This is a genomic window from Bacillus sp. 05T31, from assembly GCF_056396725.1.
This window is the reverse complement of record NZ_JBFTMA010000007.1, coordinates 1-22,181: the sequence shown is the minus strand read 5'-3', so window position 1 is coordinate 22,181 and position 22,181 is coordinate 1. Positions and strand designations below refer to the sequence as shown.

General features: G+C 39.0%; 29 protein-coding genes. 27 read left to right on the top strand and 2 right to left on the bottom strand.

Features of this window, described 5'->3' with window-relative positions; translation table 11 throughout:
* Window positions 1-114 precede the first annotated feature (114 nt).
* From AC1DJR_RS01145 to AC1DJR_RS01100, 10 genes are all read left to right on the top strand, one after another.
* Window positions 115-360: a type B 50S ribosomal protein L31 gene (locus AC1DJR_RS01145; protein ID WP_000643447.1), complete on the top strand. Its 246-nt coding sequence runs from the start codon at window positions 115-117 to the stop codon at window positions 358-360.
* A gap of 110 nt (window positions 361-470) precedes the next feature.
* Complete coding sequence (locus AC1DJR_RS01140; protein ID WP_000281086.1) at window positions 471-1,055, top strand: thymidine kinase; 585 nt, start codon at window positions 471-473, stop codon at window positions 1,053-1,055.
* Window positions 1,056-1,531: 476 nt separating this feature from the next.
* Window positions 1,532-2,599, top strand: a complete 1,068-nt coding sequence (gene prfA / locus AC1DJR_RS01135) for a peptide chain release factor 1 (RefSeq protein ID WP_002113060.1) — start codon at window positions 1,532-1,534, stop codon at window positions 2,597-2,599.
* Window positions 2,599-3,450 carry a peptide chain release factor N(5)-glutamine methyltransferase gene (gene prmC, locus AC1DJR_RS01130; protein WP_002191297.1) on the top strand — a complete coding sequence of 284 codons (852 nt, stop codon included), beginning with the start codon at window positions 2,599-2,601 and terminating at the stop codon, window positions 3,448-3,450. The genes prfA and prmC overlap by 1 nt, the downstream gene beginning before the upstream one ends.
* A 342-nt stretch (window positions 3,451-3,792) precedes the next feature.
* A complete protein-coding gene (gene spoIIR / locus AC1DJR_RS01125; RefSeq protein ID WP_429687968.1) occupies window positions 3,793-4,656 on the top strand; it encodes a stage II sporulation protein R in 864 nt (287 codons plus the stop codon).
* Window positions 4,657-4,705: 49 nt separating this feature from the next.
* Window positions 4,706-5,164, top strand: a complete 459-nt coding sequence (locus tag AC1DJR_RS01120; RefSeq protein WP_002034898.1) for a GNAT family N-acetyltransferase — start codon at window positions 4,706-4,708, stop codon at window positions 5,162-5,164.
* A gap of 108 nt (window positions 5,165-5,272) precedes the next feature.
* Window positions 5,273-6,313, top strand: a complete 1,041-nt coding sequence (locus AC1DJR_RS01115) for an L-threonylcarbamoyladenylate synthase (protein WP_002016299.1) — start codon at window positions 5,273-5,275, stop codon at window positions 6,311-6,313.
* 77 nt (window positions 6,314-6,390) lie between these two features.
* The gene (locus tag AC1DJR_RS01110) at window positions 6,391-6,939 is read left to right on the top strand and encodes a manganese efflux pump MntP (protein ID WP_002016298.1); all 549 of its coding nucleotides are present in this window, start codon (window positions 6,391-6,393) and stop codon (window positions 6,937-6,939) included.
* 19 nt (window positions 6,940-6,958) lie between these two features.
* Entirely contained in the window at window positions 6,959-7,090 is a 132-nt protein-coding gene (locus AC1DJR_RS01105; RefSeq protein ID WP_002139014.1) for a hypothetical protein, read from the top strand.
* An 81-nt stretch (window positions 7,091-7,171) separates the two neighbouring features.
* Entirely contained in the window at window positions 7,172-7,450 is a 279-nt protein-coding gene (locus tag AC1DJR_RS01100) for a DUF3935 domain-containing protein (protein WP_429687969.1), read from the top strand.
* A 452-nt stretch (window positions 7,451-7,902) separates the two neighbouring features.
* Here the strand turns inward: AC1DJR_RS01100 and AC1DJR_RS01095 are convergent, their stop codons facing one another.
* Entirely contained in the window at window positions 7,903-8,514 is a 612-nt protein-coding gene (locus tag AC1DJR_RS01095) for a flavin reductase family protein (protein WP_002034901.1), read from the bottom strand.
* A 166-nt stretch (window positions 8,515-8,680) separates the two neighbouring features.
* Window positions 8,681-9,067, bottom strand: a complete 387-nt coding sequence (locus AC1DJR_RS01090) for a DoxX family protein (protein ID WP_060749190.1) — start codon at window positions 9,065-9,067, stop codon at window positions 8,681-8,683.
* A 388-nt stretch (window positions 9,068-9,455) separates the two neighbouring features.
* On the opposite strand from AC1DJR_RS01090, the gene AC1DJR_RS01085 reads away from it, so the two are divergent.
* The 17 genes from AC1DJR_RS01085 to atpC form a co-directional block, all read left to right on the top strand.
* On the top strand, window positions 9,456-9,953 hold the full coding sequence (locus AC1DJR_RS01085; RefSeq protein ID WP_002016294.1) for a PTS sugar transporter subunit IIA: 498 nt from the start codon (window positions 9,456-9,458) through the stop codon (window positions 9,951-9,953).
* Window positions 9,954-10,197: 244 nt separating this feature from the next.
* Window positions 10,198-10,638, top strand: coding sequence for a low molecular weight protein arginine phosphatase (locus AC1DJR_RS01080; protein ID WP_429687971.1), 441 nt, complete (start codon window positions 10,198-10,200; stop codon window positions 10,636-10,638).
* A gap of 96 nt (window positions 10,639-10,734) precedes the next feature.
* A complete protein-coding gene (gene rpiB, locus AC1DJR_RS01075; protein WP_000869917.1) occupies window positions 10,735-11,178 on the top strand; it encodes a ribose 5-phosphate isomerase B in 444 nt (147 codons plus the stop codon).
* Between the two features lie 66 nt (window positions 11,179-11,244).
* Window positions 11,245-11,817 carry a TIGR01440 family protein gene (locus AC1DJR_RS01070; RefSeq protein ID WP_429688008.1) on the top strand — a complete coding sequence of 191 codons (573 nt, stop codon included), beginning with the start codon at window positions 11,245-11,247 and terminating at the stop codon, window positions 11,815-11,817.
* 246 nt (window positions 11,818-12,063) lie between these two features.
* Window positions 12,064-13,305 (top strand): serine hydroxymethyltransferase, encoded by a 1,242-nt coding sequence (glyA, locus tag AC1DJR_RS01065; RefSeq protein WP_002034906.1) that lies wholly within the window; start codon window positions 12,064-12,066, stop codon window positions 13,303-13,305.
* 273 nt (window positions 13,306-13,578) lie between these two features.
* Window positions 13,579-14,208 carry a uracil phosphoribosyltransferase gene (gene upp, locus AC1DJR_RS01060; RefSeq protein ID WP_429687972.1) on the top strand — a complete coding sequence of 210 codons (630 nt, stop codon included), beginning with the start codon at window positions 13,579-13,581 and terminating at the stop codon, window positions 14,206-14,208.
* A 377-nt stretch (window positions 14,209-14,585) separates the two neighbouring features.
* Window positions 14,586-14,699, top strand: a complete 114-nt coding sequence (locus tag AC1DJR_RS01055) for a DUF4024 domain-containing protein (protein WP_000232963.1) — start codon at window positions 14,586-14,588, stop codon at window positions 14,697-14,699.
* A gap of 26 nt (window positions 14,700-14,725) precedes the next feature.
* A complete protein-coding gene (locus AC1DJR_RS01050; protein ID WP_002089742.1) occupies window positions 14,726-14,950 on the top strand; it encodes an AtpZ/AtpI family protein in 225 nt (74 codons plus the stop codon).
* Window positions 14,950-15,342, top strand: a complete 393-nt coding sequence (locus tag AC1DJR_RS01045) for an ATP synthase subunit I (RefSeq protein ID WP_002016288.1) — start codon at window positions 14,950-14,952, stop codon at window positions 15,340-15,342. The genes AC1DJR_RS01050 and AC1DJR_RS01045 overlap by 1 nt, the downstream gene beginning before the upstream one ends.
* Before the next feature lie 7 nt (window positions 15,343-15,349).
* Window positions 15,350-16,069 carry a F0F1 ATP synthase subunit A gene (atpB, locus tag AC1DJR_RS01040; RefSeq protein WP_000399874.1) on the top strand — a complete coding sequence of 240 codons (720 nt, stop codon included), beginning with the start codon at window positions 15,350-15,352 and terminating at the stop codon, window positions 16,067-16,069.
* Between the two features lie 56 nt (window positions 16,070-16,125).
* Complete coding sequence (atpE, locus tag AC1DJR_RS01035; RefSeq protein WP_000052064.1) at window positions 16,126-16,344, top strand: F0F1 ATP synthase subunit C; 219 nt, start codon at window positions 16,126-16,128, stop codon at window positions 16,342-16,344.
* Between the two features lie 129 nt (window positions 16,345-16,473).
* A complete protein-coding gene (gene atpF / locus AC1DJR_RS01030) occupies window positions 16,474-16,980 on the top strand; it encodes a F0F1 ATP synthase subunit B (protein ID WP_002016287.1) in 507 nt (168 codons plus the stop codon).
* Window positions 16,977-17,519, top strand: a complete 543-nt coding sequence (atpH, locus tag AC1DJR_RS01025) for a F0F1 ATP synthase subunit delta (protein WP_002130060.1) — start codon at window positions 16,977-16,979, stop codon at window positions 17,517-17,519. Before atpF ends, atpH begins: the two co-directional genes overlap by 4 nt.
* Before the next feature lie 11 nt (window positions 17,520-17,530).
* Window positions 17,531-19,039: a F0F1 ATP synthase subunit alpha gene (gene atpA, locus AC1DJR_RS01020; RefSeq protein WP_477001866.1), complete on the top strand. Its 1,509-nt coding sequence runs from the start codon at window positions 17,531-17,533 to the stop codon at window positions 19,037-19,039.
* Window positions 19,040-19,451: 412 nt separating this feature from the next.
* Window positions 19,452-20,312 carry a F0F1 ATP synthase subunit gamma gene (atpG, locus tag AC1DJR_RS01015; protein WP_477001865.1) on the top strand — a complete coding sequence of 287 codons (861 nt, stop codon included), beginning with the start codon at window positions 19,452-19,454 and terminating at the stop codon, window positions 20,310-20,312.
* 69 nt (window positions 20,313-20,381) lie between these two features.
* Entirely contained in the window at window positions 20,382-21,791 is a 1,410-nt protein-coding gene (gene atpD / locus AC1DJR_RS01010; protein WP_002034913.1) for a F0F1 ATP synthase subunit beta, read from the top strand.
* 20 nt (window positions 21,792-21,811) lie between these two features.
* Window positions 21,812-22,181, top strand: a 370-nt coding sequence (gene atpC, locus AC1DJR_RS01005; RefSeq protein ID WP_477001864.1) for a F0F1 ATP synthase subunit epsilon, incomplete at its 3' end; no start/stop codon positions are given.

Here is a 22,181-nt window from a genome sequence, read left to right as displayed (position 1 = left end):
GAGTTAGCCTTGTTATAATTTCATCATATGTGTTTCATCAATATAGTTGTGTAAGCAGCTGAAGATGAAAAACTCTGTTTCGAAAATGATTCAGGGCGGAAGGAGATGAAAAGAATGAAAGCAGGAATCCATCCAAATTACAATAAAGTTGTATTTATGGACACGAACACTGGCTTCAAATTCTTAAGCGGGTCTACAAAAGGCTCTAGCGAAACTGTTGAGTGGGAAGATGGTAACACTTATCCATTACTAAAAATTGAGATCAGTTCTGATTCTCACCCATTCTACACTGGACGTCAGAAGTTTGCTACTGCAGACGGACGTGTTGACCGCTTCAATAAGAAATACGGCATCAAGTAATAAAGAACATAAAACAGGCAAGTGTATGTATTCGCTTGTCTGTTTTTTTTGCAAAAATATTAAACCTTTACCCTACTTTGGATTAGGAAAGTAGATGAAAGGAGAGCTCAATGTACTTAATGAATCAAAATGGTTGGATTGAAGTGATTTGCGGGAGTATGTTTTCTGGGAAATCAGAAGAGCTCATCCGCCGTATACGCCGTACACAATTTGCGAAACAACATGCGATTGTATTTAAACCATGTATTGATAATCGTTATAGTGAAGAAGATGTTGTATCACATAATGGATTAAAGGTTAAAGCAGTTCCTGTTTCAGCTTCAAAAGATATATTTAACCATGTAACAGAAGAAATGGATGTTATTGCAATCGATGAGGTACAATTTTTTGATGGGGACATTGTGGAAGTGGTGCAAGTATTGGCAAATCGTGGCTATCGTGTCATTGTAGCTGGATTAGACCAAGATTTCCGTGGTCTACCATTTGGACAAGTTCCTCAGCTGATGGCGATTGCTGAACATGTAACTAAATTGCAGGCAGTTTGTTCTGCATGTGGATCTCCTGCAAGTCGTACGCAACGTTTAATCGATGGAGAACCAGCGGCATTTGATGATCCAATTATTTTAGTTGGGGCTTCAGAATCGTATGAACCACGTTGTCGTCATTGTCATGCAGTACCTACAAAACAAAGATAAGTGAAACTCGCTATGTAGAGCGGGTTTTTTTCGAAAATAGATGAAGATTGGTGGCAAGCTCTTCTTGTCTAAGAACCGCCGCTACTCAAGGTGAAAAGCACCTTTTGTGCGAGAGAACCTTAGCCAGTCAGAGCTGAGCGAGCCGCTTGCGCTTTAAAATATTATCTAGCTCCAGCGGCTAGAATGGTCGGTGGTTTCGCTTCTTCCTGCGAGGCAAAGAGCGCCTCTCTGTCAGAAGCTCCAACCTCCTCCCATTCTGAGCGAGCCGCTTGCGCTTTAAATATTATCTAGCTCCAGCGGCTAGAATCTCCGGCCATTTCACTCTCTCGCTCGAAGCAAAAAGCGCTTCAAGGTCGAGAGTTCCAATGTCCTGCGATCCTGAGCAAGCCGCTTGCGCTTTTAAATATAATTTGCGTTTTTTTGATTAAGTACCATATACTATTTGTATTAGATACTAGGATGTAGAGGTGAATGGTGTGTTAGATCGTTTGCAAGCTGTAGAAGATCGTTATGAGAAGTTGAATGAGTTGTTAAGTGACCCAGAGGTTATTAGCGATACAAATAAGCTTCGTGAGTATTCAAAAGAGCAATCTGATATTCAGGACACGGTAGAGGTGTACCGTGAGTATAAAGATGTTCGTGAGCAATTACGAGATGCAAAGGCAATGTTAGAAGATAAGTTAGACGCTGATATGCGTGATATGGTAAAAGAAGAGGTTTCTGAATTAGAAGGACAAGAGAAAACATTATCAGAACGTCTGAAAATTTTACTTGTTCCAAAAGACCCTAATGATGATAAAAACGTTATCGTTGAGGTTCGTGGCGCTGCTGGTGGTGACGAGGCAGCTTTATTTGCTGGTGATTTATATCGTATGTATAGCCGTTATGCTGAGGTGCAAGGTTGGAAAACTGAAATTATCGAAGCGAGCTATACAGAGTTAGGTGGATATAAAGAGATTATCTTTATGATTAACGGTAAAGGTGCTTTCGCGAAGCTGAAATTCGAGAATGGTGCTCACCGTGTACAACGTGTTCCTGAAACGGAATCTGGCGGACGTATTCATACATCTACAGCAACTGTAGCTGTACTACCAGAGGCAGAAGAAGTAGAAATTAATATTCATGAAAAAGATGTTCGTGTTGATACGTTTGCTTCTAGTGGTCCTGGTGGACAAAGCGTTAATACAACGATGTCAGCGGTACGTTTAACGCATTTACCGACTGGTGTAGTTGTATCTTGTCAGGATGAGAAATCACAAATTAAGAATAAAGAAAAAGCGATGAAAGTATTACGCGCACGTGTTTATGATAAATTTAGACAAGAAGCGCAAGCTGAGTATGATCAAAACCGTAAACAAGCTGTTGGTACGGGAGATCGTTCAGAGCGTATTCGTACGTATAACTTCCCGCAAAACCGTGTTACAGACCATCGAATCGGTTTAACGATTCAAAAGCTAGATCAAATCCTACAAGGTAAGTTAGATGATTTCATCAATGCCTTAGTGATGGAAGATCAGGCGCAAAAGATGGAGGCAGCTGAGTAATGCGTGTCTATGAAGCCCTGAAATGGGCTTCTTCTTTTTTACAGGAAAATGGACGAGATGAAAATGCGGGAGAAATTGTCCTTTGTCATGTATTAAAGACGAACAGAACCGGAATGCTCATGAATATGCGTGAAGAAATAACTGCGGAACAAGAGAAAAGTTTTGCACAATTTATCCACAAGCATGTAGAAGGTATTCCGATCCAATATATGCTCGGTTATGAAATGTTTTATGGCCGATCATTCTTTGTAAATGAAGAGGTATTGATACCAAGACCGGAAACAGAGGAACTTATAGTTGGAGTGCTAGAGAGAATTGAGCGCCATTTCGGTAATGAGGAGCTTCACATAGCGGATATTGGAACAGGTAGTGGAGCGATTTCTATTACGCTYGCTTTAGAAAATAAAAATCTTCATGTGTATACAGTAGATATTGCACAGGAGTCGATTGAAGTTGCAAAAGAAAATGCAAAAACTTTAGGGGCGGATGTAACTTTCTATCATGGCGATTTACTGTCTCCATTTTATGAAACAGGTCAGAAGTTAGATGTTGTTGTTTCCAATCCTCCGTACATACCAGAGGAAGATTGGCGTGGTCTTTCTACTGTTGTGAAGGAGCATGAGCCGAAGCGTGCGCTTGTTGGTGGGGAAGATGGACTAGATTTCTATCGTCGTTTTATGGAGGAATTGCCGAATGTATTACAGAACAAGGCGATTGTGGCGTTTGAAATTGGTGTAGGGCAAGGTGAAGATGTGAAAGCATTATTACAGCAAACTTTCCCGCGCGCTCAAGTTGAAGTTGTATTTGATATTAATGGAAAAGATCGCATGGTATTTGCAGAGATGGAGTAAGGCATAAGCCTTACTCTATTTTTTGTATGAAAAATTCGTAACTACTCAGCCATACATTTTATTTAGAATTTTGGTAAGGGGTATTATTTCAGCAAAAATAAGCACCTTATTACCTATAGATTGCTGYCATRAAGATAAAAATGGACMTACASCYTGYTRCCTKTYTTTGTTTTAAAACTTTGCGCGTGGCAGRAAAAGGCCCTGACCGCTCCTATACATAGCCAGTCCCTCTCGCCAATTAAAAAAATGCTTTTCTATCGGTTTTTTATATAGATTTCGAATTTAATAGTTTAGAAAGATGAAAGTCTGTCCACACTGTTTCTAGAGGGGACGGTGGAGGAAATGAAAAAACAAGTTATTGCTTACTTTCTTTTATTATTAATTGGTGCACAGTTACTTGTGCAGTTTGGATATATGAAAGCTGATGCAAAAGGGCCTACTGTTATTCCGAAAGAGGCCGTTCGATTACGTATTTTAGCTAATAGTGATTCCGATAAAGATCAGGCATTAAAACGTAAAGTACGTGATGAAGTGAAAGTGCAAATTGATGGATGGGTAGCGGATTTAACGTCATTTGAAGAAGCTCGAAAAGTAATTCAAAATCATATTCCTGAAATTGAAAAGACAGTGGCGAATACGCTGAAAAGAGAAGGAAGTAAAGAGGCGTTTCAAGTGAAATTCGGTAAGAATGTGAAGTTTCCTACAAAGGTATATGGGAATTTTATTTATCCGGCAGGAGAATATGAAGCGGTACTTATTACAATTGGAAAAGGTGAAGGTGCAAACTGGTGGTGTGTATTATTTCCACCGATGTGTTTCTTAGATTTTTCAAGTGGTACAGCTGTAAGGAAAGAAGAACATGTTGTGAAAGCTGAATCTCCTGAAGAGGAGCAGGTGAGACAATCAGATGAGGAAGTAGTGGATGTACCGGAGAAGAAAGTGGATAAGGTGAAAGAAACGAAAGTAGTAAAGCCGGAAAAAGCTGAAAAAGTAACAGCACAGGAAAAGAAAGTAGTAAAACACGAAACACAAGTAGAAGAACAGCCTGTAAAAAAAGTAGAAACAAAAACTGTGGAAAAAGTGGAAAAACCTGTGGAGCAAAAACAAGAAAAGGAAAATGAGTATGTAACAGTAGAAGAGGAAGAAGAAAAACCAGAGGTTAAATTATTTATCGTCGAAGCTTTTACATCTTTATTCTCTAAATAGTGCTATTAATAAATCCTTCCTCATATATATCAATGAGGAGGGATTTATTATGAAGAACGTGTATTTTGCTACGAAAGCAGATGTAGAAAGATTACATTCTTTTTTCGGACAAGCTAATAAAAAAGATGATAAAATAAATGAGTTGTACGCACAATTTATGATCTTGGAAGAGGCGGGAGAAATACGAGCGGTAATTGGATATGAACAAAGTGGAGAAAATGCACTTATCCGTTCTTGTTTATTCACACCTAATGTGGATAAACAGACTTTCTTATATTTTTTCGAGATGTTTTTGCAGTATATGAAAGAAAAAGATATTCGACAATTGTACTTACTCACAAATCATCCACAATCTGTGACCATCTTTCAGTTTTTTAACTTTGTCATTGTAGAGAAAGAGGAAGTGCCAGAGGAAATTCGACAGTTAGAACACTTTTGTAAAAATATAAAAGAGCTAAATGCAATAATACTAAATTGTCAGCTATTCACAAAGTTATCCACGGATTAACAAGGTTTATCCACATTTTGTGGATAAACCTTGTTTGTCTTTTGGATAAATCTCATAGTAAACTAAAAATAGACAAGTATTTCATGGTAGAAAAGGACGTGGGAAAAAATGCATACAAATATGTGGGTTGTGGATAATGTTGTGGAAAGAAAAAAATATTATCCACAATTAAAAGAAGCAGCGAGATTATTAAGAGAAAATGAAGCGGTGGCCTTCCCAACGGAAACGGTATATGGGTTAGGAGCAAACGCAATGGATGATGAAGCGATAGCGAAAATTTTTGAAGCGAAAGGGAGACCGAGCGATAATCCACTGATTGTYCACATAGGAACAAAATCTCAGTTAGATGGTATCGTAAGAGAAATTCCGCCGGTTGCAGAAAAGTTAATGGAGCATTTTTGGCCAGGACCATTAACAATCATTTTACCGAGAAAAAAAGGGATTTCAGAGAGGGTTACGGCAGGACTTAATACAGTCGGAGTGAGGATGCCRGATCATCCAGTAGCGCTCGCCCTTATTGAAGAGGCAAACGTGCCTGTTGCAGCGCCGAGTGCGAATCGTTCAGGACGCCCAAGTCCAACGTTAGCTTCTCATGTGTATGAAGATTTGAATGGGAAAATTGCTGGTATTGTTGATGGCGGGGCAACAGGAGTAGGCGTTGAATCAACTGTAATTGATTGTACGAGCGAGGTTCCGACGATTTTACGTCCAGGTGGGATTACGAAGGAGCAATTAGAGGCCGTGATAGGAAATGTTTCTTTAGATCCAGCTTTAAAGGATGAGAAAGAAAAACCAAAATCACCTGGAATGAAATATACACATTATGCACCGAAAGCGCCACTTAGTATTGTTGAAGGGTCCCGTGAGTTTATTCAACGTATTGTGGATGAGAAAAAGAAAGAAGGATTTAAAGTAGGTGTATTAACGACAGAAGAGTATCAGCATGTGTATAGTGCAGATGTTGTATTGTCTTGTGGTGTACGAAGCGATTTAGCCAGCGTTGCGACTAAGTTATATGATGTGCTTAGAACGTTTGATGCAAGTGAAGTAGATGTTATTTTTAGTGAATCATTCCCGAATGAAGGCATAGGAAATGCAATTATGAATCGTTTAACAAAAGCTGCGGGACATCAGATTATTATTGAATGATAATGTACCTTTAGCAAACAGAATATTTCTCCTCGGATAAGCATATTGTGAAGTAGCACGTCCGAGGGGGGATATGAATGACACTTGAACAATTAATACCTTTAATAATTATGGCATTTGCCCTGGGGATGGATGCATTTTCAGTGAGCCTCGGTATGGGGATGGTAACATTAAAGTTAAGACAAATCCTTTATATAGGTATGACGATTGGGATATTTCATATTATTATGCCATTTATCGGAATGGTACTAGGACGTTTTCTATCAGAGAGGTATGGGGATGTCGCAAATTTTGCAGGAGCTATTTTATTAATTGGGCTAGGGTTCTATATCGTATATTCGTCTATTTTAGAAGGGGAAGAGACTAGAACTGCTCCAATTGGAATTAGTTTATTTGTATTTGCATTTGGTGTCAGTATAGATAGTTTTTCAGTAGGTCTTAGTCTTGGAATTTACGGAGCAGAGACAATTATTACGATATTATTGTTCGGACTAATAAGTATGTTACTGGCTTGGATGGGTTTATTGCTTGGTAGCCATGCCAAAAATATACTTGGCACATACGGTGAAATAGTAGGTGGTATTATTCTTGTGGGGTTTGGATTGTATCTCCTTTTTCCTATATAATTTTATGTAGGAGGCAATTATGAACAAGCTATTGGAATGGTATGTTAAGCTTTTAACCTTCTTTCCTCGATGGCTAAGAAGACTTATAATATTGGGTGTTATTTTGCAAATTTCGATGTTAGGTTGGATTAAGTTAATTCGTGAATGGTGAGATAGTTCYTTTCTGTGCATAGTTTCGTTTGTACTATATTGATCACACTAAAAAATTAGAAATATAGAAAGGATGAGATGGATGACGAGATTGAAGCAAGTTTTTGGTGTTATTATTAGTTTTTTTGTTTTTTGGTTCAGTATGCTCGGTGTACAAATGTTTGCTGAGTTTTTAGATATTGAGTCATTGAAGTTTGTTGCAGGAAAATCGGAGGCGGCGCGTACTTTTTATTCTCCGTACCCGTTTTTAATTGTTTTCCTTATTACGTTACTTTCCTTATATTTCTTTGTAATAAAGCTTGGTAGATCTAAAAAAGAGAAATTCCCGGCATTAGAGGAGAAAAACGAAGAATTACGATAAAAAAYCCCCCGCTTTCAGCGGGGGGGGGGTTATGTTTAGGTGATGGAAGTGAACGGGCCCCTTGCGCTTTTAGGGGATATATCCAGTTCCAGTGGCTAGCTTCACCTCCTAGGCCCTTGAGTCTAAGAACCTTCCCCACGAGAAGATAAAAAGCATCTTCTGTGAGGAAGAACCTTAGCCACCGGGCCTGGGCAGTCGGTTCCGCTTTTAAATGTATCCAGCTCCAGCGGCTAGAATGGTCGGTGGCTTCGCGCCTTCCTGCGAGGCAAAAAGCGCCTCTACGTCAGGAGCTCCATCCCCCTCTCATTCTGAGCGAGCCGCTTCCGCCTTTAAATGTATCCAGTTCCGGCGACTAGCTCTTCGCATCTAAGAACCTTCCGCCCGAAAGGCAAAAAGCGCCTTTCGGGCGAAAGAACCTTAGCTGGTCAGAGCTGAACGAGTCGCCTCCACTTTTAGATAGGCCTCACTAATTCAAATTGTTCTCCTAGTTTTGCGTAGTTGTGTCCTGCTAGGCGGCTTATTGGTTTTAGTTCTTCGGCGTGAATTCGGCCGTTTTCGTATAAGTGTTCAGCGACGTGAAAGCGAACGACGCGGCCGATTAGTAGGTCACAAGCTGGCGAGTCTTCGGTTCCGCCGAGTGGGATAGCGCGTTCTAATATGCACTCCATTCGAATGTTTGCTTCTTTAACCCCTGGTACTGAAATGACATCACTGTCAATCGGTGTTAATTTTGCTAATTCGATTTCACTTTCATTAGGAGGTAGGTTCGCTGCTGTTTCGTTGATCGCTTCTACGTAAGATTCATCAGAAATATGTACGACAAATTCTCCTTTTTCTATTGCGTTTCTGGAAGTGTCTTTCGGTTTTCCTTCTTTGCGTTGTACTGAAACTGAAATAAGTGGTGGATTGGCAGCGACGATATTGAAATAACTATATGGCGCACCGTTCAATACGCCATCTTTAGTTACAGAAGTAACGAATGCAACAGGACGTGGAATGATACTTCCTGTTAGTAATTTGTAATTATCTTTTTCAGTTTGTTCGTTTGGATTAATGGATAACATGTTGTAATCCCCTTTCTAAATATGAATACTTATTGTTCCTTTACAAGATATCAATGGGAATCTCCTGCTGAAAATAATATTTTTTTGATGATGTAAAAAAAGAGATTACCTCAATTGTACTGAAGTAATCTCTTTTTTGGTAAATATCTCGAAATAGAGATAAATATTAAAGTAAAACGTAAGCGCCAGGTCCAATTAAAGCTACACCGATAGCGACAGCGATTAACATTAAATTATATTCGAATCCGTTTTGTGTTACCCAGTAACCATTTTTTCCGTGAACTGTGAAGATTGCTACTAACATTGTTCCTACGATAAATAATGAACCGATTACAGTGAAAATACCTGATGCGAATAAGAAACCACCTAATAGTTCAGTTGCACCAGCCATAAATGCCATAAATACACCAGGGCGTAAACCGATTGATTCCATAAAGCCGCCTGTTCCTTTCAGACCGTAGCCACCAAACCAACCGAATAATTTTTGGGCACCGTGACCCATGAATGTAATTCCTATAATAAGACGAATAATAAGAAGACCGAAATCCATCATTTTTGAAAACCTCCTAAAAGTTTATTAACTTACCTTATGTAAGTAATAATAAAATAGTTACTTACTTTAGTCAAGTGAATTTCGAAAAAAGTTTGAACTAAATTTTACAAATTAACAACAAAAAATAAAATGTAGTAAAGACCTCTAGACAAGTGAGTAAAAAAAAGAGAAAATATAAGTAGAAGTTAACCTCTTATTGTTATTCAGACAGTCAGAATTGACTGGAATTTTGTGAGGCGCTACAATAAGAGTCTAGTAGTAATGACATGATTTATTTCGAAAGCGTTTTTACAGTATAACATTCGAAGTATGAAGTCTTACGTGTATTTCGATCTTGAATAGAGATTGCCCTATAAACTTTTAGGTAAATTATAAGGAGGACTATCCTATGTTTAAAAAATTATTCGGTTTTGGTTCAAAAACAAATGAAGAAACAATCGTAGCTCCATTAACTGGAGCAGTGAAAAATATTGAAGAAGTACCAGATCCAGTATTCGCTGGTCGTATGATGGGTGACGGTGTTGCAATCGATCCTACTGAAGGTGTAGTTGTATCTCCAGTTGATGGTGAAATCGTACAATTATTCCACACGAAACATGCTATTGGAATTAAAGCGAAAAACGGTACAGAAATTTTAATCCACGTTGGATTAGAAACTGTAAAAATGGAAGGTGAAGGTTTCGAAGCTCACGTTTCTGAAGGACAAGCTGTAAAAGCTGGAGATAAATTAATCTCATTCGACTTAGAATTAATTCGTGAAAAAGCGAAAAGCACAATTACTCCAATCGTTATTACAAACACAGATGCAGCTGAGTCTATTAAGACAACTGTAGGTGTAACAGCTACAAAAGGTTCAACAGAAGTAATGAAAGTTACAATGAAATAATTATTGTATGAAAGGAATCTATTTCGTATGAAATGGATTCCTTATTTTGTTTCGTAGTGTGTTCATTATGTATGGTAAAATACTTTGGGCACTTGGAAATAGGGTTTCACATATGTGAATAAGGCGCATTTTTCTTAGAAAAAATATAAGAGAAATGCGCCTTTCGTATATTCACATTTCTTTTGTTCTATTCTAATGTACGCTATGATGAATGGTAAGAAATTGAACAAAGGGGTGGGTTTAGATGAAACGAGTGTTATTTGTTTGCACTGGAAATACATGCCGTAGTCCGATGGCTGAGGCTTTGCTTCGTCATTATGGAGAAGGTAAATTTGAAGTGCAATCTGCTGGTGTTTTCGCCTATCCTGGAAGCGATGCGTCGGTACATGCAAAGGAAGCTTTGGTCGAAAAAGGAATTGCAATCGATCATGCCGCGCAGCAGGTAAACGATACTTTGGTTGATTGGGCGGATATTGTAGTAACAATGACGGAAAACCATAAGCAAATTGTACTTGGGCATTATCCGAGTGTTGAAAAGAAATTGGATACATTATATGGATTAACTGAGGGTGTAAGTAAGGATATTTCAGATCCATTTGGCGGATCGCTTTCTACTTATAAAGAAACGTTAGAAGAGATGGAAAAACTTGTACAAACTTTACTGAAAAAACATTCAGAAGGTTGATGTTTCGTGTATAATACGATATTGGAGATCACTTTGTTCCATTTAGGTAGCGAGTGTGAAATGAAGATAATTGATTGAAACTTCGGAGGGGTAAAAATGAAAGTAGTAGTAGCATCTGATCACGGCGGTATGAATATCCGTAAAGAACTTGTAAGTTTATTAGAAGAGTTAAATATTGAATATATTGATTTAGGTTGTGAATGTGAAGCTGGTTCTGTTGATTACCCTGATTTTGCGTTTCCAGCAGCAGAAATGGTCGCGAATGGTGAGGTAGATCGTGGCATTTTAGTTTGCGGGACAGGCATTGGCATGTCAATCGCAGCAAACAAAGTAAATGGTATTCGTTGTGCATTAGTTCATGATACTTTCAGTGCGAAAGCGACGAGAGAGCATAATGACACTAACATGTTAGCGATGGGCGAGCGTGTGATTGGAGCTGGTCTAGCGCGTGATATCGCGAAAATTTGGCTAACAACTGACTATGAAGGTGGCCGTCACGAAAACCGCGTAGGAAAAATTAAAACGTACGAAACAAAGTAATAGATTCTAACTATAAGTAGTATGAAATATAATTTGGTGAACCAACCTGTGAAAGGAAGAGGCGTAATGACAGAAATCGTAAAGGTAAGAGAACAGCTACAAATGTCGCTTTCTGATTTCCAAGAACAAGCCACGCTGCAAAGAGGCCAAATTTTTGTAGTGGGGTGTAGCACGAGCGAAGTGCTAGGTGAAAGAATTGGAACATCAGGAACGATGGAAGTGGCAGAGGCGATTTTTTCTGAATTAAAACAATTTCAAGAGAGAACAGGTATTGAATTGGCGTTTCAATGTTGTGAGCATTTAAATCGTGCTTTAGTAGTTGAGAGAGATGTAGCGATGAAATATCAATTTGAAATTGTAACAGTTACGCCTGTTAGATCAGCAGGTGGTGCATTAGCGACGTATGCGTATCACAATTTTAAAGATCCGGTAGTAATTGAGTTTATTAAAGCAGATGCAGGAATGGATATCGGCGATACATTTATCGGTATGCATTTAAAGCATGTAGCTGTACCGGTTCGTACAAGTGTGAAGGAAATAGGAAATGCGCATGTAACGATGGCGAAAACACGTGGGAAACTAATAGGTGGAGCACGTGCTGTTTATGCGGCAAATGAAGAAGCTATTTCTTGCCGTTAAACATTATAAAGTCTTATAACAGCCTTATATCGAAAGGTAAAAGGTATGTGGTCTGACTTTATAATAGAAGAAAGAAAAGACCAATTTTGGTCTTTTTTTTTCTTTTATGATATAGAAAGTCATGTTAGAATGTAGTTGAAAACATGAAGGTTCGAAAGAATTACAACCTGAATTTTCGTTTTTTCTGAATAAATGAGAAAAAACTATTGGGAATTGATGTAATTCGTTCAGAAAAGGGGGATTTTGGTGAATCATTTAAAACGTCAAGATGAAAAGGTATTTGCTGCAATTGAGGCAGAACTAGGAAGACAGCGTTCAAAGATCGAGTTAATCGCTTCGGAAAACTTCGTAAGTGAAGCAGTAATGGAGGCGCAAGGTTCTGTTCTAACGAATAAGTATGCTGAAGGATATCCTGGAAAACGTTACTATGGTGGTTGTGAACACGTAGACGTAGTAGAAGATATCGCACGTGATCGCGCGAAAGAAATTTTTGGCGCAGAGCATGTAAATGTTCAACCACATTCTGGTGCACAAGCGAACATGGCAGTATACTTCACGATTTTAGAGCAAGGCGATACAGTACTTGGCATGAATTTATCTCATGGTGGTCACTTAACACACGGAAGCCCTGTTAACTTCAGTGGAGTACAATATAATTTCGTAGAATATGGCGTGGATGCTGAATCTCACCGTATTAATTACGATGATGTATTAGCAAAAGCGAAAGAACATAAACCAAAATTAATCGTTGCAGGTGCAAGTGCATATCCTCGTGTTATCGATTTCAAACGATTCCGTGAGATTGCAGATGAAGTGGGCGCGTACTTAATGGTTGATATGGCACATATCGCCGGTTTAGTAGCAGCTGGTTTACATCCAAATCCAGTACCACATGCACATTTTGTTACAACAACAACACATAAAACATTACGTGGCCCACGTGGCGGTATGATTTTATGTGAAGAACAATTTGCAAAACAAATTGATAAATCAATCTTCCCTGGTATTCAAGGTGGCCCACTTATGCATGTAATTGCTGCAAAAGCTGTTGCATTTGGTGAGACACTACAAGATGAGTTTAAAACATATGCACAAAATATCATTAATAATGCGAATCGTTTAGCTGAAGGCCTTCAAAAGGAAGGACTTACACTTGTTTCTGGTGGAACAGACAATCATTTAATCTTAATTGATGTTCGTAACTTGGAAATTACAGGTAAAGTAGCAGAGCACGTATTAGATGAAGTTGGTATTACAGTGAATAAAAATACGATTCCATTTGAAACAGCAAGTCCATTTGTAACAAGCGGTGTACGTATCGGTACAGCGGCGGTAACATCACGTGATTTCGGTTTAGAAGAAATGGATGAGATTGCAGCAATTATTGCTCATACATTAAAAAATCATGAGAATGAAGCTGAACTAGAAGAAGCGCGCAAACGTGTAGAAGCGTTAACGAGCAAATTCCCAATGTATACAAATCTATAATAGATTAAAAAAGACTGCTGAAACGTAATTGTTTTAGTAGTCTTTTTTTGTGGACATATATTGTTTTTAAAGTATGTATACAAATGATGAATAAATTTTGGCGATATAATGAAGGATACAGCTCCCATAATTGGTAAAGATACTAGATAGATTCATCGTAAAATCATGATTTTACCAAATTTGCCCTTGAATATTAGTAGCGTTTTCTTTACAATCGTAAATAGTGTAAAGAAGCGTGTAAACGCATGAATATCATCTAAAGGAGAGATTCACATGGGAAAACTGTATGTATTTGATCACCCGTTAATTCAACATAAGATTACATATATTCGCGATAAGAATACAGGTACGAAAGATTTTCGTGAATTAGTGGACGAAGTAGCAAGCTTAATGGCTTTCGAGATTACTCGTGACCTTCCACTTGAAGACATTGAAATTGAAACACCTGTAAGCAAAGCGACAACAAAAGTGATCGCTGGTAAAAAACTTGGTTTAATTCCGATTTTACGTGCAGGTTTAGGAATGGTTGATGGAATTCTGAAATTAATTCCAGCAGCAAAAGTAGGACACGTTGGCTTATACCGTGACCCTGAAACATTGCAACCGGTAGAATACTATGTGAAACTTCCAACGGATGTAGAAGAGCGTGACTTTATCGTACTAGATCCGATGCTAGCAACAGGTGGTTCTGCGGCTGAAGCAATTAATTCTCTGAAAAAGCGCGGTGCAAAACAAATTAAATTAATGTGTATCGTAGCTGCTCCAGAAGGAGTAAGAGTAGTGCAGGAAGAGCATCCTGATGTTGATATTTATGTAGCGGCATTAGATGAGAAGTTAAATGACCATGGTTATGTAGTTCCAGGTCTTGGTGATGCTGGTGACCGTTTATTCGGAACGAAGTAAGACAACAGACGAGAGGGGGATTCCCCGCTCGTTTTTTTTTTTCGCCCTCAGCGCACGGGGGAGGGGGAGATAAATATACAGGGTATATACAACATAAGTTATATACACATCACATATAATATAGAAGTCTTACGTCTCGGGGACACTATATTATGGAAGGAAAGCGCTATATCTTAAAAATATATTAGTGACAAACTTGTGAACATTTTCTTCTATTATAAAGAGAAAACTGTTAGAAATTGCATATCTCTAACCAGTATTTAGAAGGGGAACGTTTTCATTTTTGGGAGGAAATGCCTAATACTCAAATTTTTTGATTTTTTACGATTTCTCGTTGACACTGTTAATACCCTATTGTATGCTAACAACGGGGATAGATGGTAGGGCTTTCAGTGACAAAAATGCATCTATTCCGTGACGAAAATGTAAACTTTTTATTTTGTATAGAATTTATGCAGAAAAATGAGTTATTATTAACACATCGTGAATGAGGGTTACATATTGGAGGGATGAATCCTTGCAAAAAAACGATCGCAGCCATATAAAAGCGTATGCTTTAATGTCAGGAATACTTGCTCAGTTAGTTGGTTCTATTCTTATTGGAATCTTTGGTGGGCAATGGATTGATAATAAGGTTGGAACGTTTCCGTTGTTTCTTATTATAGGGTTATTACTCGGGTTAGGAACAGGGGTATACGCAATGATTCGACTCATTCAACATTACTATTCGGGAGAGCAATGATGATAGACGTACATGGACTTGTCCAACGACAAAAGAAATATATGTACTACTTGCTTGCGCTTCTAGTGCTAGGATGGGGAATTACCTCTTACAAGGATGTATTTCTTGGGCTGATTATCGGAACGATTTTCAGTTTTCTTAGTTTGCGCATCATTGCACGTAGAACAGACAAGCTATTAGATCGCGTAACAAATGGAGAAAACGTGAAGTTTAAGGCGACAGCGGTAAGTACATATTCAAGATTCGCCACGATTGGGTTATTAATTTTATTTGCAGCCAAATATCAAGAGTTAATTGCGATGTGGGGCTTAGGTGTAGGATTGCTGACAGGATACCTTGTCATGATCATAGATTTTCTTTATTTAGAGTATACGAGCAGGGAAGAGAGGTGAATTACTAGTGGAACACGGTAAATTAGTTGAATTTCTAGGTTTAACGTTCGATTTGTCATCAGTTATGATGGTTACTGTAGCAGCAGTTATTGTTTTCTTAATCGCTGTTATCGGAACTCGCAGCTTAGCGCTTCGCCCAACCGGGATGCAAAATTTCATGGAATGGGTGTTTGACTTCGTGAAAGGGATTATCAATAGTACGATGGATTGGAAAACAGGTGGACGTTTCTTAACGCTTGGCGTTACGCTTATCATGTTTATCATCGTATCGAACTTCCTTGGTTTACCATTCATGTATTCAACAGTTGAGGCTGGCGAACATATTGCATGGTGGAGATCACCAACGTCTGATCCAGCAGTTGCATTAACATTAGCCGTGATGGTAGTTACCCTCACCCATTATTATGGAATTAAGATGAAGGGTACGAAAGAATATGTTAAAGGTTATTTCCAACCTATGAAATTCTTATTCCCATTAAAGGTTATTGAGGAGTTTGCTAACACATTAACGTTAGGTCTTCGTTTATTTGGTAACATTTACGCAGGTGAAATCTTATTAGGATTACTTGCTAAGTTAGGCGGGGCATCATTCTTAGGAGCATTAGGTGCACTTGTACCGATGTTAGCATGGATGGGATTCAGCGTATTCGTTGGTTCAATCCAGTCATTTATTTTCGTAATGTTAACGATGGTTTATATGGCCCATAAAGTAAGCCATGACCATTAATATAATTTAAGTAAGAAAAAATTTATTTTTTTATAATACAAAGGAGGACAAATTAAATGAGTTTAGGTGTAATCGCAGCTGCAATTGCAATTGGTTTATCAGCATTAGGTGCAGGTATTGGTAACGGTCTTATCGTATCACGTACAATCGAAGGTGTTGCTCGTCAACCAGAATTAAAAGGCGCACTTCAAACAATTATGTTCATCGGGGTTGCATTAGTTGAGGCACTTCCAATTATCGGTGTAGTTATTGCTTTCATCGTAATGAACAAATAAGGGAGACTCCCCTTACATAGATGGCGAAGAGTGTTTTTCCGAACTTTCTTCGCCATTGCTTTATGAACGAAACGTATGTCTTTTTTTTTCATATGATCAATTTAGATATTTTGAAGGGAGTGAATCCTTGTGCCAACTTTATTATTAGGGGCTTCCATTCCATTTGGAACGATTGCTTATACATTGTTCATTTTCTTACTTCTATTAGTAATGCTACGCAAATTCGCGTGGGGTCCTTTAATGGGAATTATGAAAGAACGTGAAGAGCATGTTACTAATGAAATCGACGCTGCAGAAAGAAGTAATGCTGAAGCGAAGAAATTAGTAGAAGAACAACGTGAAATGTTAAAACAATCGCGTGTTGAAGCACAAGAGTTAATCGAAAGAGCGAAGAAACAAGCTGTAGATCAAAAGGATGTTATTGTTGCTGCTGCGAAAGAAGAAGCAGAATCAATTAAAACATCTGCTGTACAAGAAATTCAACGCGAAAAAGAGCAAGCGATTGCTGCTTTACAAGAACAAGTTGCTTCTTTATCTGTTCATATTGCTTCTAAAGTAATTGAAAAAGAATTAAAAGAAGAAGATCAAGTGAAGTTAATTCGCGATTATATTAAAGAAGTAGGAGAAGCGCGATGAGCAATGGGATTGTAGCAAAACGTTATGCTGTCGCTCTTTTCAAAATTGCAAAAGAAAAACACGTATTAGAAATGTTTGAAGAGGAATTACGCCTTGTACAAAACGTTTTTACAAAGAACGGAGAACTACATAGCTTTTTAACGCAACCGAACATTTCAAAAGAGCAGAAGAAAACGTTTCTTGCAAACGTATTCGCATCTGTTTCTGAATCTATTTTAAATACGTTATATATTTTAATTGATAACAAGCGTATTGATATCCTACCTGAAATTGCAAATGAATATGTTGTTCTTGCTAATGAAGAACGTAACGTAGCGGATGCAACTGTATATTCTATTCGTCTTCTATCGGAAGAAGAAAAACTTAACATTGCAGAAGCATTTGCAAAAAAAACAGGAAAAGATGCAATTCGCGTGAAAAATGTTGTGGATGAAGATTTACTAGGCGGCATTAAAGTACGTATTGGAAATCGCATTTACGACGGAAGCTTACAAGGAAAATTAGCACGTATTCAGCGTGAATTAATGAAGAATAGATAGGGGTGAAGCACATGAGCATCAGAGCTGAAGAAATTAGCGCACTGATAAAGCAACAAATCGAGAACTATCAGTCTGAAATCGAAGTTAGTGATGTTGGTACAGTTATCCAAGTCGGTGACGGTATTGCGCGTGCTCATGGTCTTGATAACGTTATGGCTGGTGAACTTGTAGAGTTCTCTAAYGGCGTTATGGGACTAGCACAAAACTTAGAGGAAAACAACGTAGGTATCATTATTTTAGGACCTTACACAGAAATCCGTGAAGGTGACGAAGTTCGTCGTACTGGTCGCATCATGCAAGTACCAGTAGGAAAAGAACTAATCGGTCGTGTTGTAAACCCATTAGGTCAACCAGTTGATGGTTTAGGCCCAATCAATACAACAAACACTCGTCCAATCGAAAGTCCAGCACCAGGTGTAATGGATCGTAAATCTGTTCATGAACCACTTCAAACAGGTATTAAAGCGATCGATGCTCTTGTACCMATTGGCCGTGGTCAACGTGAGTTAATCATCGGTGACCGTCAAACAGGTAAAACAGCAGTTGCACTTGATACGATCATTAACCAAAAAGATGAAGATATGATTTGTATCTATGTAGCTATCGGACAAAAAGAATCAACAGTACGTAACGTAGTAGAAACACTACGTAAGCACGGTGCATTAGATTACACAATCGTTGTAACTGCATCAGCTTCTCAACCAGCTCCATTATTATACCTAGCTGCTTATGCTGGTGTAACAATGGGTGAAGAGTTCATGTACAATGGTAAACACGTATTAGTAGTATATGATGACTTATCAAAACAAGCAGCGGCTTACCGTGAGCTTTCATTACTATTACGTCGTCCTCCAGGTCGTGAAGCATATCCAGGGGATGTATTCTACTTACATTCTCGCTTATTAGAGCGTGCAGCAAAATTAAGTGATGCAAGAGGCGGCGGTTCTTTAACTGCACTACCTTTCATCGAAACACAAGCAGGGGACGTATCAGCTTACATCCCAACAAACGTAATTTCGATTACGGATGGACAAATCTTCTTACAATCTGACCTATTCTTCTCTGGCGTACGTCCAGCGATCGATGCGGGTACTTCTGTATCTCGTGTTGGTGGATCTGCTCAGATTAAAGCGATGAGTAAAGTATCAGGTACACTTCGTCTTGACCTTGCATCTTACCGTGAGTTAGAAGCGTTCGCTCAGTTCGGTTCTGACCTTGATAAAGCAACACAAGCGAAATTAAACCGTGGTGCTCGTACAGTTGAGGTATTAAAACAAGGATTACACAAACCGTTACGTGTAGAGAAACAAGTTATCATTCTTTACGCTTTAACACGTGGATTCCTAGATGATATCCCAGTAGYAGATATCACTCGTTTCGAAGAAGAATTCCATGCTTGGTTAGATTCAAATGCAACTGACTTATTARAAGAAATYCGCACAACTAAGAAACTTGCGGATGACGACAARTTTGCAGCRGCAATTAACGGATTTAAAAAAGTATTCGTAGCTTCTGAATAATAATGAAAAGTGAAGTCGACTGTTCAGCCCCATCGGCTAAGGTTCTTTCCCACAAAAGGTGCTTTCTACCTTTTGGTGGGGAAGGTTCTTAGACGAAAGGGGCTAGGAGACGGAACTAGATAAATAAAAGCGGAAGCGGCTCGTTCTGAATGTGAGGGGGATGGAGCTTCTGACGAAGAGGCGGTCTTTGCCTCGTAGGAAGAAGTGAAGCCACCGAGCATTCAAGCCGCTGGAGCTAGATAGTATATATAAGGCATCTCAAGTTCTGAGATCGCCGACGGTTATGTAAAGGAAAAGAGTAGGTGCACCTATTCTTTTCCTTCAATCATGAGCAAGAATATCTTGCAACGTAGATTAGAAAGAGGATTCTTACTAATCGTGCCAACTTCCGGAAAAAAGGTGGTGAAAACCTGTGGCATCTTTACGCGATATAAAAGCGAAGATTAMCTCGACAAAGAAAACGAGTCAAATTACGAAAGCGATGGAGATGGTATCTGCATCTAAGTTAAACCGTGCAGARCAAAATGCTAAATCTTTCGTTCCGTATATGGAAAAGATTCAAGAAGTAGTAGCGAGCATTGCGCAAGGAAGTAAAGGAATTAATCATCCAATGCTAAATGCGCGTCCTGTAAAGCGTACAGGATATATCGTTATTACATCTGATCGCGGACTAGCAGGTGGTTATAACAGTAACGTATTACGTACAGTAAGTAACGTAGTTCGTGAACGTCATAATATGGATTCAAACCAATATTCAATTATTGTGCTTGGACGACTAGGACGTGATTATTTAAAACGTCGCGGCTTTAACATCATTGATGAAGTAGTTGGATTATCTGACCACCCATCATTTACTGATATTAAAGATCTTGCTTCTCGAGCAATTGCGATGTTCGCAGACGGTGCTTATGATGAGCTGTACATTTACTACAACCATTATGTAAGTAAAATTTCACAAGAAGTAACGGAAAATAAAATTTTACCGCTTACGGATGTGGCGTCTAATAAACCGACGACAGCTTATGAATTCGAACCTTCTGAAGAAGAAATTTTAAAAGTATTATTGCCACAATACGCAGAAAGCTTAGTGTACGGTGCATTACTAGACGGTAAAGCAAGTGAGCACGCGGCGCGTATGACAGCAATGAAGAGTGCTACAGACAACGCAATGGAAGTTATCGATTCACTTACACTTTCATTCAACCGTGCGCGTCAAGCAGCGATTACGCAAGAAATTACGGAAATCGTTGGTGGAGYAGCAGCGTTAGAATAGTAATAAAAAATTAAAAGCCGACTTCTCTTAGAAAGCTGGCTAATTAAAAGAAAGCTAGGAGGGAACCCGATGAATAAAGGGCGCGTTACGCAAATCATGGGTCCGGTTGTAGACGTTAAGTTTGATGGCGGAAAGCTACCAGCAATCTACAACGCCCTTACGGTAAAACAAAGCAACGAAAACGGAGCGAGCATYAACTTAACATTTGAAGTTGCACTTCATTTAGGTGATGACACAGTTCGTACAGTTGCGATGTCTTCCACAGATGGACTTGTTCGTGGCACAGAAGTAGAAGATACTGGTAAAGCAATCTCTGTACCAGTTGGTGATGTAACACTTGGTCGCGTATTCAACGTATTAGGTGATGCAATTGACTTAGATGGTGATGTTCCCGCGGATGTACGTCGTGATCCAATTCACCGTCAAGCACCTGCATTCGAAGAACTATCTACAAGAATAGAAATTCTTGAAACTGGTATTAAAGTAGTAGATTTACTTGCTCCTTACATTAAGGGTGGTAAGATCGGTCTATTCGGTGGTGCCGGTGTAGGTAAAACGGTATTAATTCAGGAATTAATTAACAACATCGCACAAGAGCACGGTGGTATCTCTGTATTCGCTGGTGTAGGTGAGCGTACTCGTGAGGGTAATGACTTATACCACGAAATGAGCGATTCTGGCGTAATTAAGAAAACTGCGATGGTATTTGGACAAATGAACGAGCCACCTGGAGCACGTCAACGTGTTGCATTAACAGGTTTAACAATGGCTGAACATTTCCGTGATGAGCAAGGACAAGACGTACTATTGTTCATCGATAACATCTTCCGTTTCACGCAAGCAGGTTCTGAAGTATCTGCCCTTCTTGGTCGTATGCCATCTGCGGTAGGTTACCAACCAACACTTGCAACAGAAATGGGTCAATTACAAGAGCGTATTACATCTACAAATAAAGGGTCTATCACGTCTATCCAAGCGGTATACGTACCAGCCGATGACTATACTGACCCAGCACCAGCTACAACGTTCGCTCACTTAGATGCAACAACAAACTTAGAGCGTCGTTTAACACAAATGGGTATTTACCCAGCCGTAGATCCATTAGCATCTACGTCTCGTGCACTTTCTCCAGAAATCGTAGGAGAAGAGCATTATGAAGTAGCTCGTCAAGTACAGCAAACTTTACAGCGTTATAAAGAGCTTCAAGATATCATCGCTATCTTAGGTATGGATGAGTTATCTGAAGAAGATAAGTTAGTTGTGCATCGTGCTCGTCGTATTCAATTCTTCTTATCTCAAAACTTCCACGTAGCTGAGCAGTTCACAGGTCAAAAAGGTTCTTACGTACCTGTRAAAAATACAGTTAGTGGYTTCAAAGAAATTCTAGAAGGAAAATATGATGACCTTCCAGAAGATGCATTCCGTCTTGTTGGTAGCATTGAAGAAGTTATTGAAAACGCGAAGAAAATGATGGCGTAAGGCCTTAGGAGGGACGAATTATGAAGACATTTCCAGTCAGTATTGTAACTCCTGATGGACCGGTTTACGAAAAAGAAGTAGAAATGGTAAGCGTAAAAGCAGAGAGTGGGGAAATGGGGATCTTACCAGGTCACATTCCAACTGTTGCACCGTTAAAAATTAGTGCAGTTCGTCTGAAAAATGGTGGGCACACTGATTATGTAGCAGTAAGCGGTGGCTTTATCGAAGTTCGTCCAGATAAAGTAACTGTATTATCATCATCTGCTGAAGAAGCAAACCATATCGATATCCATCGTGCAAATGAATCGAAACGTCGCGCTGAGCAACGTATGCAAGATAAACAAGCACATGTTGACTTTAGACGTGCAGAAATGGCCTTGCAGCGTGCTG

Bases quoted from the DNA above. Each gene is read 5' to 3' on its own strand.
- AC1DJR_RS01045 (WP_002016288.1), top strand. From the start codon at position 14,950: ATGATAGACGTACATGGACTTGTCCAACGACAAAAGAAATATATGTAC.
- AC1DJR_RS01070 (WP_429688008.1), top strand. From the start codon at position 11,245: ATGACAGAAATCGTAAAGGTAAGAGAACAGCTACAAATGTCGCTTTCT.
- AC1DJR_RS01095 (WP_002034901.1), bottom strand. From the start codon at position 8,514: ATGTTATCCATTAATCCAAACGAACAAACTGAAAAAGATAATTACAAA.
- AC1DJR_RS01145 (WP_000643447.1), top strand. From the start codon at position 115: ATGAAAGCAGGAATCCATCCAAATTACAATAAAGTTGTATTTATGGAC.
- AC1DJR_RS01085 (WP_002016294.1), top strand. From the start codon at position 9,456: ATGTTTAAAAAATTATTCGGTTTTGGTTCAAAAACAAATGAAGAAACA.
- AC1DJR_RS01105 (WP_002139014.1), top strand. From the start codon at position 6,959: ATGAACAAGCTATTGGAATGGTATGTTAAGCTTTTAACCTTCTTTCCT.
- AC1DJR_RS01090 (WP_060749190.1), bottom strand. From the start codon at position 9,067: ATGATGGATTTCGGTCTTCTTATTATTCGTCTTATTATAGGAATTACA.
- atpH (WP_002130060.1), top strand. From the start codon at position 16,977: ATGAGCAATGGGATTGTAGCAAAACGTTATGCTGTCGCTCTTTTCAAA.
- AC1DJR_RS01100 (WP_429687969.1), top strand. From the start codon at position 7,172: ATGACGAGATTGAAGCAAGTTTTTGGTGTTATTATTAGTTTTTTTGTT.
- spoIIR (WP_429687968.1), top strand. From the start codon at position 3,793: ATGAAAAAACAAGTTATTGCTTACTTTCTTTTATTATTAATTGGTGCA.
- AC1DJR_RS01120 (WP_002034898.1), top strand. From the start codon at position 4,706: ATGAAGAACGTGTATTTTGCTACGAAAGCAGATGTAGAAAGATTACAT.
- atpE (WP_000052064.1), top strand. From the start codon at position 16,126: ATGAGTTTAGGTGTAATCGCAGCTGCAATTGCAATTGGTTTATCAGCA.
- AC1DJR_RS01080 (WP_429687971.1), top strand. From the start codon at position 10,198: ATGAAACGAGTGTTATTTGTTTGCACTGGAAATACATGCCGTAGTCCG.
- rpiB (WP_000869917.1), top strand. From the start codon at position 10,735: ATGAAAGTAGTAGTAGCATCTGATCACGGCGGTATGAATATCCGTAAA.
- AC1DJR_RS01110 (WP_002016298.1), top strand. From the start codon at position 6,391: ATGACACTTGAACAATTAATACCTTTAATAATTATGGCATTTGCCCTG.
- AC1DJR_RS01055 (WP_000232963.1), top strand. From the start codon at position 14,586: ATGGTAGGGCTTTCAGTGACAAAAATGCATCTATTCCGTGACGAAAAT.
- upp (WP_429687972.1), top strand. From the start codon at position 13,579: ATGGGAAAACTGTATGTATTTGATCACCCGTTAATTCAACATAAGATT.
- AC1DJR_RS01140 (WP_000281086.1), top strand. From the start codon at position 471: ATGTACTTAATGAATCAAAATGGTTGGATTGAAGTGATTTGCGGGAGT.